At 56.9% G+C, this 13,490-nt stretch carries 10 protein-coding genes and 3 pseudogenes; 6 read left to right on the top strand and 7 right to left on the bottom strand.

What is annotated here, in order from left to right; all coding sequences use genetic code 11:
- Positions 1 to 67: 67 nt before the first annotated feature.
- On the bottom strand, positions 68 to 1,261 hold the full coding sequence (locus ACP2YO_RS13430) for a M24 family metallopeptidase (protein ID WP_426441280.1): 1,194 nt from the start codon (positions 1,259 to 1,261) through the stop codon (positions 68 to 70).
- 1,096 nt (positions 1,262 to 2,357) lie between these two features.
- On the opposite strand from ACP2YO_RS13430, the pseudogene ACP2YO_RS13425 reads away from it, so the two are divergent.
- Both ACP2YO_RS13425 and ACP2YO_RS13420 read left to right on the top strand, forming a co-directional pair.
- Positions 2,358 to 2,892, top strand: a pseudogene (locus tag ACP2YO_RS13425) (IS630 family transposase); the annotation flags it as partial.
- 86 nt (positions 2,893 to 2,978) lie between these two features.
- Positions 2,979 to 3,455 (top strand): annotated as a pseudogene (locus ACP2YO_RS13420) (IS110 family transposase); the annotation flags it as partial.
- A 111-nt stretch (positions 3,456 to 3,566) separates the two neighbouring features.
- On the opposite strand, the gene ACP2YO_RS13415 reads toward ACP2YO_RS13420, so the two are convergent.
- The 3 genes from ACP2YO_RS13415 to ACP2YO_RS13405 all read right to left on the bottom strand — a co-directional run bounded on the left by ACP2YO_RS13415 (position 3,567) and on the right by ACP2YO_RS13405 (position 5,818).
- Entirely contained in the window at positions 3,567 to 4,127 is a 561-nt protein-coding gene (locus ACP2YO_RS13415; RefSeq protein ID WP_426441279.1) for an FAD-dependent oxidoreductase, read from the bottom strand.
- 118 nt (positions 4,128 to 4,245) lie between these two features.
- A complete protein-coding gene (locus ACP2YO_RS13410) occupies positions 4,246 to 4,566 on the bottom strand; it encodes a 2Fe-2S iron-sulfur cluster-binding protein (protein ID WP_426441278.1) in 321 nt (106 codons plus the stop codon).
- A gap of 13 nt (positions 4,567 to 4,579) precedes the next feature.
- The gene (locus ACP2YO_RS13405; protein ID WP_426441277.1) at positions 4,580 to 5,818 is read right to left on the bottom strand and encodes a cytochrome P450; all 1,239 of its coding nucleotides are present in this window, start codon (positions 5,816 to 5,818) and stop codon (positions 4,580 to 4,582) included.
- 1,452 nt (positions 5,819 to 7,270) lie between these two features.
- Here ACP2YO_RS13405 and ACP2YO_RS13400 point away from each other — a divergent pair.
- Positions 7,271 to 8,023, top strand: coding sequence for a Crp/Fnr family transcriptional regulator (locus tag ACP2YO_RS13400; RefSeq protein ID WP_426443179.1), 753 nt, complete (start codon positions 7,271 to 7,273; stop codon positions 8,021 to 8,023).
- A gap of 38 nt (positions 8,024 to 8,061) precedes the next feature.
- On the opposite strand, the gene ACP2YO_RS13395 is transcribed toward ACP2YO_RS13400, so the two are convergent.
- The gene (locus ACP2YO_RS13395) at positions 8,062 to 8,319 is read right to left on the bottom strand and encodes a LexA family protein (RefSeq protein ID WP_426437214.1); all 258 of its coding nucleotides are present in this window, start codon (positions 8,317 to 8,319) and stop codon (positions 8,062 to 8,064) included.
- A gap of 42 nt (positions 8,320 to 8,361) precedes the next feature.
- Here ACP2YO_RS13395 and ACP2YO_RS13390 point away from each other — a divergent pair, with 42 nt between their 5' ends.
- The 3 genes from ACP2YO_RS13390 (at position 8,362) to ACP2YO_RS13380 (ending at position 12,228) form a co-directional block, all read left to right on the top strand.
- On the top strand, positions 8,362 to 9,483 hold the full coding sequence (locus tag ACP2YO_RS13390) for an IS630 family transposase (RefSeq protein ID WP_426441276.1): 1,122 nt from the start codon (positions 8,362 to 8,364) through the stop codon (positions 9,481 to 9,483).
- A 1,517-nt stretch (positions 9,484 to 11,000) separates the two neighbouring features.
- Positions 11,001 to 11,177 carry a hypothetical protein gene (locus tag ACP2YO_RS13385; RefSeq protein ID WP_426441275.1) on the top strand — a complete coding sequence of 59 codons (177 nt, stop codon included), beginning with the start codon at positions 11,001 to 11,003 and terminating at the stop codon, positions 11,175 to 11,177.
- Positions 11,178 to 11,472: 295 nt separating this feature from the next.
- The gene (locus tag ACP2YO_RS13380; protein ID WP_426441274.1) at positions 11,473 to 12,228 is read left to right on the top strand and encodes a winged helix-turn-helix domain-containing protein; all 756 of its coding nucleotides are present in this window, start codon (positions 11,473 to 11,475) and stop codon (positions 12,226 to 12,228) included.
- Positions 12,229 to 12,505: 277 nt separating this feature from the next.
- Here the strand turns inward: ACP2YO_RS13380 and ACP2YO_RS13375 are convergent.
- Positions 12,506 to 12,832 (bottom strand): annotated as a pseudogene (locus ACP2YO_RS13375) (IS66 family transposase); the annotation flags it as partial.
- Between the two features lie 17 nt (positions 12,833 to 12,849).
- Entirely contained in the window at positions 12,850 to 13,485 is a 636-nt protein-coding gene (locus tag ACP2YO_RS13370) for a dethiobiotin synthase (protein WP_426441273.1), read from the bottom strand.
- Positions 13,486 to 13,490: the final 5 nt, after the last annotated feature.

Raw genomic sequence — 13,490 nt, 5'->3', positions numbered from 1 at the left:
GGTGCCCACTGCCCCCCTTGCCAAGCTCAAGGAGGGCGGCCCAACACAATTCTTCAACCTTTCCGGCTTACTCGCATGGCGCTATTGCCACCTCCGGAAGCTCCTCAGGCGCAACATCGGTGAGAATTTCCGCTCCCGTAGCAGTTATGACTCCAATTTCCTCTGTCTGATAAAACCCTCCATCGATCTTGTAGAGCGGTTCGATGTGGATGATCATGCCCTCGCGCAACACATCCTCACCATTGGCACAAATTGAGGGCGGCTCTGTGCAGTTATATCCAGAACCATGCCCCACACGAGATGACCATGTCATAAATGACTTTGGCACGCCCAGTGCAGAGCTCGCGCAAATGGCTTTATAGGATTCATACGCCTGTCCCGTCGTCATGCCGGGACGAAATGAATGCAGAATGTCTTGGGTCATCTTACGAACTGCGTGGTAAACTGCCTGCTCCTCTGCCGTTTTTTTCCCAGCTTTCGCTACCCGACTCAGGTCTGAAACGGAGTCGTTCACCTTGCAGCCGATGTCTACATAGATGAAGTCATCGGGGGCAAGAGCGAGATCCCTGCTTGGGAGGTGCGTTGGCAACTCTCCCCGGCCGAATTTCACGGAGAGAAAGGGCACAGAGCTGGCCCCTTTTTGGATCATCTTTACAGTAAGCAACCGCTCGAATTCAATCTCGGTATGCCCAATGCGCAACTCCTTGAAAGCCTCAAAGAGGGAGGACGTCGCCACAGCACAGGCTGCCCTCTTTTGCTGAATTTCCGCGGGAGATTTGATACACCGAATCTGCCAGACGCAGGCGGCTCCTTCAATCAATTCAGCTTGGCTGAAATGGCGCTTGAGATCTTCAATCAACTTAAGAGAGCCAAAGCCGAAGCACTCTTCACCATAGTCGATCGCAATGCGTTGCGGATTATAGGGCTTCATTGCCCCCACGACCGTCTCAATAAACTCGGGCGCGAAGCCTCCGTAGGAAGCAGTTTCTACCGAGCTAGGCACGGCTTCCGTGAGCTTGATGGGAAGCACTTCGAGATTTGACGCGATAATAATCGCATGGTCATCATTCTTTGACGACACCAGCAATGCCGTTGGCCGGGCGCTGGAAATCCACACAAACGTTTTATAGCCGCAGAAATACTCGAAGTTAGCTTTGTCCGTCAGCAGAATTAGATCGATCGATCGTTCAGCGATGGCGCGCTTCAGACCGCGGATGCGCTGAAGATACTCCGAAGCCGGGAATTGCAGACGGTTATTCATGGCGCTCTCTATCGGATATGTTTATATACTGAGTATAGTGAAGATATATATGGAAGCAAGAGGGAAAGCGCCCCGTTCTATTGTACTCGCCTAAAAACCAGCCTGTTGCCGCCATAACGAGAAAGATCGAGATATGCGCATTCGCAAAACCGGACGAGTTGCGCCAACTGATGGATGACACGTTCGGACGCGGTAGCTCGCGCCACGACTCCCGCACTTTCTAGCGCCCCGTCCCGGCCTCACCACCAATCTCGCGACGCGGCTGAGGTACGTCCCCGCACTGGCGATACGGGGATCCAGCATCTTTGCAGGCCAATGCTCGGGTCCCCTGGCCGATCATTGTCGGCAACCTAACTCACGGGACGAACTGGCGCTGGGTGTGCTCACGCGATAGAACGTTGCGCGCTAGCTCGCGGAAGCCCGCCAAACGAAGAGCGCGATCGCCGGTTCGGCCTCCGCTGTAGTTGCTTGTTCCTGATGAGCGGCTTCGCCTCCTCGAGGCAGAAGAGCCACTGCCACATCGTGAGTGAGCCCAAGGTAACGTCGCCGAGCTCCCGCAATCTGCAGTTGCCGCATGACGCATGACGCATGACGCAACGCGAAACTTCAACGTGCATGATAGATGTGATCACTACGAGGTGAGACTCATGCATACCCCGTGGAACATTGATCCGCGCGTACGGAGAATCACACTTGCTGATCCGAGTAGGGCCGGCCTTGAGAAGTCGCTCCTGCGAGTGGCGACAACCTGTCACAAATGCAGCGGAAAGGATGAGTGCAACCGGCTCTTGTCTAAGTGATATGGCGGCACCGCGGCACCGTTCCGTCCAGTGTCCGAATATCGAACTGTTCGAAGCAGTCGAAGGGTCAAGGTATAGCGACAGCTGCGATGGCGCCCGACTCTATCGACACTGCCATTTTCCTCAATCGGTCAGCCGGGCAATTCTCGGCATGTGCGCCGATGCCCGGCGACTTGCATTCTGCGCGTGTACTCCCCTCGGAAATCGGTGCGTGATTCACGTCGGAGCTAGTGGTCTCTGTCTAACATAAGAGTCCATGTAGGGATTCCCTTTGGGCGCGCGTGCGAGTCTTACGCATGCTCATCGGGATTTCGATCAAGATCACACGACAAGATCGCCGTCGGCTCGAGGCGATCACCAAGGACCGTAACTCCTCGCAGAAGCACGCTTGGCGAGCGGCCATCGTGCTCCTGAGCGCCGACGACGTCGGCACCAACGAGATCATGCGCCGGACCGGGACCTCCAAAACCTGCGTCTGGCGCTGGCAACAACGCTTCATGGAAGAAGGTGTCGACGGCCTCTTGCGGGATAAGACGCGGCCCTCGCGGATTCCTGGGCTCGGCCCCGGAGGTGGCCGAGCGTGTGGTCGCGCTCACATTGGCCGCCCCGCCGACCGAGACGACCCATTGGACAGCCGACCTGATGGCCCGGGCGAGCGGCATCAGTGCCAGCGCGGTCCGCCGCATCTGGAAGGCGCACGGGCTCCAGCCCCATCGGTGTCGACAATTCAAGCTCTCGAACGATCCGGACTTCGTCGCCAAGCCGCGCGACGTCGTCGGCCTCTATGTCGGCCCGCCGGCCCACGCCATCGTGCTGTCGGTCGACGAGAAGAGAAGAGAAGAGATCCCATGGGGAGTGGATAGCGACCAACGCTCTGGCAGAGTGAGGTTGCTGACCCGCCCACTCTGGAGGCGACCATGCAAATTATTACTGACCGATCCCAAGCACCGACCGCTATCCGCACCGATCTTGGCACAATTTTCGTCTCGTTGGAACTTAGTCGATCGACCTGGCTGATTACATCGCTGTCGCCAGGCGGCGGAGAAAAGATGTCGAAGCATACAGTTCGCAGCGGTGACGTCGCTGGACTACGGGCACGGTTCTCTCAACTTAAGGACAAGGTGCGGGTCCGTACGGAGCAGGTCGTTCCAGTCATCGTGATTCAAGAGGCGGGTCTCGACGGCTTTTGGATCCACCGCTTGCTGCAGGACGAACGGGTTGAAAGCCACGTCGTTGACCCCGCTTCAATTGTGACGTCGCGCCGGCGTCGACGGGCGAAGACTGACAAGATCGACGGGGAAGCTTCAGTGCGCGCGTTGCTGGCGTACAAGCGAGGCGAGCCGCGGGTGTGCGCAATGGTTCGAGCGCCGACCCCACAAGAGGAGGATCTACGGCTACGCCCCTGACCGACTGCGCGCCGAAACCTTCAAGCACCTCAACGTTCGCAATCGAGCCGATGCCGACAACGACAATATCTGCGTCGATGGAACTCCCATCCTCCAAGACTACTCGCCGAACAGTTTCTCACCGACCAGCGATTGTACCGTGCTCGAGGTCAGCATCTTTACGCCATGGCCAACATGTGCGGACCGCAGGAAAGCAGAGATCTCCGGCGATACGACTCGCTCAAGCGCCCGGTTGGCCGCCTCTATCACAGTGACTCGTTTGTGCTGCTGCGCGAGAGCAGCTGCGACTTCCAGTCCAATGAATCCGGCACCAATCACCACAATGTGTTCTGCTGCGGCTGCGACAGTCTTAAGCAAGCGCGCGTCCGCAACGGAACGAAGGTAATACACGTTTTGTAGATCGGCTCCCTCGCACGTCAGTCTTCGTGGACGAGCGCCCATTGTGATCGCGAGCATGTCGAAAGTTATCTCTCGACCGCTCGACAACACCGCGGCTTTTCGAGCGCTCTGAACCGCGACAACGCGGACGCCGAGCTCCAAATCGATATGATTTGCTGTATAGAAAGCCGGTGACCTGAGCGGCGTCGCCTCGTCCGTGGGAGCCTTTAGAAAAGCCCTTTGAGAGGGGCGCCCGCTGGTACGGTAGCTCCGGCTCTTCACTCACCACGAGAATGTCTTCGCTGTACCCATGGTGGCGTGCGGACGACGCAACCTCGCTGGCCGCGTACGGTCCTCCGATGATGAGTAGTCGCTGGCGCATCTCTCAGCCTGCGCTACGTCAGGCAAAACCGGAGCCAGGCGCCAACGTCACGGCCAGACCGTCCAGGTCTTCTGTCAGTTCAATCTGGCAAGAAAGCCGAGAACTCTCGCGGCGACCTTCCACCACGTCTAGCATCGCGTCCTCGGTTTCACTTCTTGGCTTGAGCTTTGCCGCCCAAGAGTAGTCGACGTAAACATGGCAAGTTCCACACGATGCGCATCCACCGCACTGCGCCGTCAGGTCAAGGCCTGCATCGCGAATCGCGACCATTAATGTTGGCGATGAGACATCTTTCAGCTCGACCGTCCCGCCCTGTTGATTGTGAACTATCAATCTCATTGGTTCGAATTCCTCAGAATTTCACGTGCAACGGCGCGAACGAGCGGTGCGAGAAAGCGCGGAATCTCGGGGGTTCCCTACTTTGATCCAGACGCAGATTCGGAAAACGCGTGATTAGCGCCTTCAACGTTTCACGTATCATGAGTCTCGCGAGATGCATGCCCAAGCAGATGCGCGGTCCGACGTTGAAGGCCAAGTGGTCGGTCGGCGGCTTCCGCTTCAAGTCCATCATGTGCGGGCACGCGTAATGCTCCGGATCGCGATTCGCAGCTGCGTGCAGGACGCAGATTACATCGTCCTTTTTAATTTCCGCACCCCCGATGCAGACATCCCGATTCGCCTTTCGGAATCGCCACTGAACCGATCCGAAGAGCCGCAAAGTCTCTTCCACAAATAGGTTGAGAGTGGCTTCTTGATCCTCCGACACGGCTTTACGCATGGCGGGGTCGGACAGGAACAAGTAAATCGCATTGGCAATCGCATTCGACGTTGTGTCCGCCGCACCAATCTCAATATCTCTCACAAAGGCAAGGATATGGTCTTCAGGGATGTCTTGGCCGTATTCCTCCTGCGCGAGGGTCCAAATCTGACTAATGAAATCGATCCCGCGCTTCTCCCTTCGCTCAGCCACCAGAGGCCGGTAAAGATTGTTCAGTTCGGCGGACGCAAGCTTTCCCTTCCGATTCGTTCCCTCGTCGAGGTACCCCCTGCCGGCACAAGCACTAAAGTCCTTGTGCCATCGGTCAATTTCGGCCATGAGCTCTTGATCCTTCCAACGAAGCCCAAAGAGTGAACCCATCACCCGGTTCGACAGTTCGTACGCAAGCTCGGATGCAAGCTCCGCGCTCCCCCTTTCCGCGAAACGATCGATCAGGTGGCTTATAACTGGTAGAACATGCTCCACGCGATACTGCGGCATGAGCGCGGGGCCCAATAATTTCAAGTAGAGCCGCCGCATACGCGCGTGCTCGCCCCCTACGACCGAACCAATCTGTACGGGGTTTTGCGGATTGTCGCCAAAAATCTCGAACGCCAACGGAAGTGCATCGATCCGCAGGATTCGGTAAGTCGCCTCGTCGGATTCGATCGTTTTACACACACCGTGGCTCAGTACGAGCCAGCAATTCATTCCGGGATCCCAAACGACCTCACCGCGCTTTCGCAGCTCTTCGTAAGCGGGAAAGGGATTCTCATCCGCAAGTAAGAGCATGGACCACCGTGCGGAGTCTGGAGATATTTGAGCGAGGTTCATGTGCTGTCCTTTTCAATGTGAAACGTGACGATGCGCGACGGTTGGCGCGCTGCCCTCCACTTAGATATACCGAGTATATTCTCATGGCCTAGTACGTCAATGACATGTTCAAGCCCCAGACTCGGTAACGGCTGCTCTGGCCAGGCGCTTGTTGGGAGGCGAGCACTACGAGCTCTGCTGGGCAGCATCGCGCCGAGTTGGTCGAGTTCGACGATGTCCTTTGCCGCGCCCAACGACGCATAAACCGTGAGCGGTGAGGTGACTCCAAATGAATCCGCACAGCGCCGAACGACGTCTTTGGGCGCAACCATCCAGCCGCTGCGAAGCGCCGGCGCGACCGTTTTGAGAGTCTCGGCAGATAAACAACCGGATTGTCCGCTGCCATGCTCGCGCGCCGGTGGCAAACGGCGTCTCCGGGGAACTCCCCGGAAATACAAGCTCGCCGTACAGGTCGTCCTCGACGACGGGAAACCCGTTCTGGGGCGCGAGCTTCAAGACACTTCATCGGACATGTCGGCATTATTGGGAGGGCGTATTGATGCTGCTGCCAACTCAGCCGCTACGCTTGTCGACATGTGAGACGGAAGAGTGCCTGCCTGTTGAGAACGGTCGTTTTGTTAGATCGTTCATTTCGGCTTGCCAGCTCGGCACACAGCCTGTATGTATATCGGGTATATCTTGAATGCCAAGTGAGATCCATCGATCGACACAGCTTGCCTGAATGAGTTCACAAGGAGGGACGGGAGGTCTTAAGAGCACAACAACTCCTCGAACTTAGCTTCCCTTTCTCCCCAGGCTCGCGCCGTGGTCACTGGAAGCTACAACATCACTTACCCGATGTGACTTGGCGCGGGCAGAGAGGAGAGTAATGTTCGTCGTGACGGAGGCCAGGCCATGGATGTGCTGAAAGCGCGGTTCGCAGGGCTCGGTTTTCCCGAAACGAGCGCGCTCGATGCTGTAGGAGCTGGCTCTTGCACCGAACCCGAGCGCCGCAAGCTCGTCGTTTTTGGAAGTCCAGATTCTGACATGAGTGGCTGGCCTCGCATGGACGGCTGCTCGAAATGCGTTCGCAGCCATACAGACATCGCGAGAAGCGACGGGATCCTCGGCGGTAGCAGTCGGATTGTCGAGCCCCTGTACGTACTCGATGCCGGCACACCGGAGCACAGATTCTTGCTCTTGGCGTCGGTACCGGCTGGCTCTTCCGGTACGGTCGTCCTAACTGCAATATTCACCGCTCTGCTGAGCCAACAGCTGAGATGGACCGAGTGCTTGCGTGGCACCTGGGCCAAACGGTTTGAAGATTTACGTCGGAGATCGCGGCCTTTCTCCAGCAGCCAAAGAGTACTGGCCGCTCCTTCGTGGGTGGCCATTTTTCCTCTTCCGCCGCAGCCCCCCGATTTGGCTTAGATCGAGATCGACATCGTGACTCAGGAACAGAGCAACCTATCGATGCTATCTTGGTCTGGCGGCGCACATCACTCTATGCGGTCTTCTCTCAATAACGTAATCTTGGGGCGACTCTTCCCGCAAGATCTTGTAGCATTAGGAAAGTTCCTCGAGCCGATCGTATTGAGAGAACGGATGATTCTGCAGGAGCCGAGAAGACCTCTTGATTACGTCTACTTCATAGAATCGGGTCTCGTCTCGCTGAGGGTTGTCGCGTCGGGAGGTATTCTCGAGACCGCGGTGGTGGGACATCGGGGAGCGGTCGGCACTTCGCTCCCCGTGGGAGGCAATCTTTCAACATATCAATCCGTCGTGCTTTTCCCAGGGAGAGCACACAGGATCCGTGTCACCGATTTGCATCGGGTAATAAACGAATGTCCAGAAATTAGAGAGCAGCTGGCGGGCTACGTTCAAGCCTTGACGTTGCACTGCGCTCAGGCAGGATTTTGCGGGGTTCGGCACGATCGCGAAAAGCGGCTGGCAAGCTGGCTCTGCTTGGCTAGTGACGCTCTTGACGCTAACGTGCTTCCGGTCACCCATGACTACCTTTCGTCAGCCTTAGGATTGCGTCGCGCTGGCGTAACCGAAACTCTAATCCGATTCGAAGAACAAGGATTGATCCGAAAGATGCGTGGCATCTTGCAGATCGGTGATCGCAATTGCCTCGAGCAAAAGGCATGCTGTTGCTACAAGCTGATCTCCGACGCTTACTCCTCTTCTGACTCCATAATTTCAATGAAGAGACCACGGGGCTAGTGGCTCTGCACAGTGATTTTGACGGGTTGGGTCGGCGGTCAGATTAGCTCCGGCAGGTCGTTGGGATCGACGAGGACTTCGATACTACGAGGTGTCCTGGGCTGCCTTTTGATGAGGCCGCCTCGCTCGAGCGAGAGCACCATTTGGTGAACCGAAGGCGGGGTGACGCGAAAATACTCTCGCATGTCGGTTTCCGCCGGGGGTCTGCGGTGCAGACGCGTATAGAGGTGGATGAAGGCGAGGTACTGCCCCTGTTTGGGCGTGAAGGCTTTTGCCGAAGGACTCACGCCGGCCATCCGATTCAGTTGTTCGTGCGTGCCTCGATCAAGGAGGCAGGCATGAATGTACGCTATCGGGTCGAACTCAGCCAAGTCGAGCGGACCGAACTCAAGGCGCTGCTTAGCGGCGGCAAGCATGCGTCCCGCAAGCTCAAGCGAGCACAGATTTTGCTGGCTGCCGATGCCGCGGCCGGCGACGAGGAGATCGCCAGGAGCGTTGGCGTGAGCGGCTCGACCGTGTACCGGACCAAGCGACGCTTCGTGGAAGGCAATCTGGAGCGGGCGCTGAGCGAAGAGCCGCGTCCCGGAGCGGAGCGCAAACTCACGGGCAAGGAAGAAGCCTTGCTGGTGGCGACCGCCTGTGCCAGCCCCCCAAAGGGCCGTGCCCGCTGGACGCTCAAGCTGCTGGCAGGTGCGACAGTCAATCTCACCGAACACGACAGCCTGTCGCACGAGACGGTTCGGCGACGCCTGGCGGAAAATGACCTCAAACCATGGCGCAAAGATATGTGGTGCATTCCGCAGGTCGATGGCGAATACGTCGCCCGCATGGAGGACGTGCTTGATCTCTATGCCGAGGTGCCCGATCCCAAGCGGCCGGTCGTGTGCTTCGACGAAAGTCCGGTGCAACTCATCGGCGAGGTCCGTCAGCCAATCCCGATGAAGCCGGGCCGGCTCGAACGTTACGATTACGAGTATCGTCTCAACGGGACGGTCAATCTCTTCGTTCTCCTCGACGTGCATCGTCCCTGGCGCAAGGTCAAACTTACAGAGCGACGAGCGGCAAAAGATTATGCCGAATGCGTACGTGACCTCGTCGACATCCATTATCCCGATGCCGAGACCATCCGGGTCGTGCAGGATAACTTATCGACCCACTCCGCCGGCGCCCTGTATCAGACCTTTCCGCCCGCCGAAGCCAGACGGATCTTGCGGCGGATCGAGTTCCACTTCACTCCCAAGCACGCAAGCTGGCTCAACATGGTTGAGATCGAGATCGGCGTCTTGCGGGGACAGTGCCTCGCTCGCAGGATCGACGACCCCAAGCGACTGCGCCGCGAAATCACCGCTTGGGAACGGCAGAGAAATGCTGCACGCTCCCGCATCAAATGGATGTTCACGACAGAAAACGCCCGCGCAAAAATGGGCCGAGCCTACCCAGACGCTTCCAAAGAGTCATAATCACTGTGCAGAGGTACTAGGTGAGCCCCCTACTCATGAACGTATCTCGGTGGCGCGTAGCGTAGTCCTCTGGCCTAGTGTTGAACAATGCGCGCGCGATGGCTGCTGTTTTTGGCAGAGGGCTGAGAGGCCGGCCCGCACGTCTCGAACGGCTCGGCTCTTCGGCCGGGAGCGAAGGGACTGTCTTGAAGAACACGTCCCCGAAGTGCACACCCGCATCAATCCCCTTTGTTCTTTTGGCAAGATGAATTGCGTTAACAATCTTACGTGCATGCATTTCCCAGAGCTGCCAGCCAGAAATCTGGTCAACGTGGGCATGAACAACGATCCTCGACCATTTCACAAGGCCTGTACCTGAGACTAAACCAACTCCCTCTTCCTTGCGTCCCTCATTTCGAAACACTTACAATCGTGTTTCGCAATCGCATCTGTTTCAACAAACCTCCTGAAATCCAACAAATGTGCGGGCTGTAGCCGTACCTTTGGCTGGCTGCGGTGTCGGATCGTTCCATACCGCGATCTATCGCCTGCTCTTGGATTTCTCGCCAAAATACTGCCGCCATGTATTGCGGCGCCTCTCCTTCGATCGGACACATTGGATCACAACCTTCGACCGGCTGACATAAAAGTTATATTAAATTTCGGTTTCGTTCTACGAATGACGCGCAACAGGAAATGGCTGCGCGCCCGTTGTTCGGCGTGCCGCAAGGTCGGGCTCCGGCGATCCTTAGATCATACTTCAACATAAGCTTCATGAAAGCTTTGCTTGTTGTTCGGGTGGCGGCGCGTCATCCTAGTAACGCGCAATTGCTTGACCTGAAAACAGCACCTACGCTCAATGCATGTCCCAGTGCGTCGTCAAGAGAACACAATGAAATACGGATCGGCTGGCTCAATTCGCAATCTCCACACTATTGGCCCGCAGGGCACGAACTGCGAGCTCGCTGCCAGGCATTGGTTGGCGAACCATGGAATCGTAGGGCGGATCATTCTACAGGACACACTTGAAGACGCAGCGGATTCGGCGTTGCTCGATAATGCTGGAGCTCTTTTGACACCGATCGCGTATCCAGATCTCCATTCAATTATATATACCCACATCTCGGATCTAACCTTAATCGACCTATTTTTGATGCCGACTCACGCACTGGTTCTCGCGTCTCGGACTGGGAAAATGCCGACGTCTTGTTCGACGCATCCTTCCCCCGCTGCGCTCGTACCGCCCAAAATTCGACAACGATTGACGAGTAGCACCGCTCAGGCCGCGAAAGATTGTCTTGCAGGCATCAGCGATGGATGCATCACCACGGCGATCGTTGCTGAACGCAAAGGACTAACGATCGTGAAAGACTTCGGTCAAGTAATGATGGGTTTCTGTCTTCACGCGCGCAAGACGATGACAGGAACAACGTGTTGCCGCCCAATGGCCGATTGTCCCCAGTAGATTGGCGTCGACTGGGAACCTCCACAACATTGATAACGAATGAGTTCCCCCCGATCTGCGAAGGAGACGCTTTATGGATGTTCCTTTTAAACACAGGCGCGGCGATGTGCTCATTGCTCAATTAAATCACAAAAGCCGCAGCGGCCCACTGAGCGCCGAACTCGAGCAGCTTGTCGCCGACACGTGCTGCGAAGTGCTGAACGATTCATCAATCCGAGCGCTTGTCCACGGGCTCATGCCCTTCGGGTGAACTGCCGGGTTCGGCGCAGGCTCTCGCCGGAGAGGTCGAACCCGTGGACGGTGGGGAGGAGGCGATCGAGGACGGCGTCAGCGTGGGCCGGATCCTCGGCTATTTCTACATCCACAAAGGCGACGATTCAGGTTTCGTTTGCGATCGCGGCTGAGTTCTTCAACAGCCTGCTAGATCTGGTTGGCTGTTCTCGGGCTAGGGACATGATAGCCATCACAGACCTCGCGGACCTTGCGCGATGATCAATGGAGATCCGCCGCTGCAAGATAGCGCCCGTAGTTGTTGGGAGTGACACGTGCTTGCGGCGCGCCCACAAGTCACCAGTAACGATCTTGTCGCTTCAAGCACTGCGAGCAGGCCGGTGCTCATGCTAGCTGGTGAGGAGGCCTACATCGACCTGCTCAAGCATCTTCTGGAAAGAGAGGCTTTCAATTGCCTGGTCGTTCACGAGAGCAACGAAATCGCCTGTCTAGCAGCCATGTCCAGACCGAACTTGATTGTCCTCGATTCAACTATCGGGTGCGACTCAACCCTGACAGTTCGCAAACAGCTCTATGGTAACGACATGACGCGCCACATCCCCGTCATCATGATGGTTTACGGTTCTGATGAAGCCAATATCGTCCGTTGCTTGAAGATCGAGCCGACCGACTACTTGCTTAAGCCGTTTCCAGTGGTCGACCTCATCAGACGCATAAACGGAATGCTCTGTCCGGTTCAGCTCGCTGCCGAGGGCTGTGGAGCGCTAAGCTTTTTGGACATCGTGATGGATCTCAAGGCATATCGACTCTTTCGCAATGGTCGCAAGATTCATCTGGGCCCTATTGAATTTCGGCTTCTCCGCTATTTCATGTCTAATCCTTGCCAGGTCTTTACGCGTCAGCAGCTGCTGCAGGTCGTCTGGGGCAAGGACGTTCACGTCGTGGCTCGCACCGTCGACGTGCATATGGCTCGGATCCGCAAGGCGCTGAACGAGGACGGCAAACCGAACTACATCCGCACGGTACATGCAATCGGATACTCTCTTGACGTAGAGACGCAACCCTTGTGACGGCAAGATCAAGGCCGCCGTTGCGCTTCTTTCGCGAACAGGCGTGAGAGAATCCTCGATCTCATGTGTAGGTTCGCCTTTGCAACAATTGCGACAGCCTCGACCTTCAAAGATCTCCATATGAATGATTGAGCTCGCCAGATCGCCGGTCGTTCACGCAGCCACGTTTCGCTGGGCCTGCCGGTTTTTTTGCTATGCCTCATAATGCTTGCCTTCCTGCCAGCGACTGCTCTCTGTCAGACTGAACTAGTACCTCTGCACAGTGATTATGACTCTTTGGAAGCGTCTGGGTAAGATAGTTGATGGCCTTTGCGGTGTCGTTGCCTGACGAGAGCAAGGCCCGCTGCTGGCGCATCCAGGTTTCGAGCTCGATGAGGAGTGGCCTCGATTTCTCACGGCGCACAGCAAGGCGCTGTTCCGGTGTTTTGCCGTTGATGCCGCGCTCGATCTCGAAGAGGACGTCGATGCGCAGCACGGCCTCGGCGGCGATCGGGGCCTCTCCCGTTTTCGCCAGGTCGAAGAACTTTCTGCGGCCGTGGCTCCAGCAGGCCGCCTCAAGGATCGGCGCCGGCTTCCGGGTCGACTTGTAGAGGTCGTTGTACCCGAGATCGACGATTAGCGTCATGGCATGAAATCATCACGAAGGAAGGAGGCCTTGAACGCGGCCTGCAGCGTCTCTCCCGACAAAGGAGCGATCCAGGGCAGTCGCCCTAACCACCGCACGCGGCCAATCTCGCAAATTGCTCTCACAGCCTCCGGATTCTTTTCACCAATGAGCACGATTCCGAGCACGTCGATCTGACGTCTGCGCAAAGCCTCTATGGACAAAAGTGAATAATTGACCGTCCCCATTTCTGTGCTCGCGCAAAGCACAACAGGAATTCGCCATTTCTCCACCACGTCAATGTAAAGCATGCCGCAGTTCAGCGGCTCCATGGGTCCGCCAGTCCCCTCGATCACGAGCGGCTGCCCCCCGGTGTCCGGTATGTCGAGCGAATTGGTATTGATGCGAACCTCGTCAAGCTCCGCAGAAAAGTGAGACAATCCGACCGTTTGCAGGCGATAACGCTCAGGTATGATGCGATTGCATGGCAGACTGGCAAGGCGCGCGACGCGCTCGGTGTCCGTCTCTCCTTCAAGGCCAGCCTGAACCGGCTTCCAAAACTTCGCACCGAGAAGATTGACGAGCCCCGCGCAGAAAACCGTCTTTCCAACTCGGCTGCCCGTACCGATCACCACGATCCGCTGCTGGCTCATCGAGC

It is taken from the genome of Bradyrhizobium genosp. P (genome assembly GCF_049949265.1).
Lineage (GTDB): Bacteria > Pseudomonadota > Alphaproteobacteria > Rhizobiales > Xanthobacteraceae > Bradyrhizobium.
This window is presented reverse-complemented; position numbering and strand designations above follow the sequence as displayed.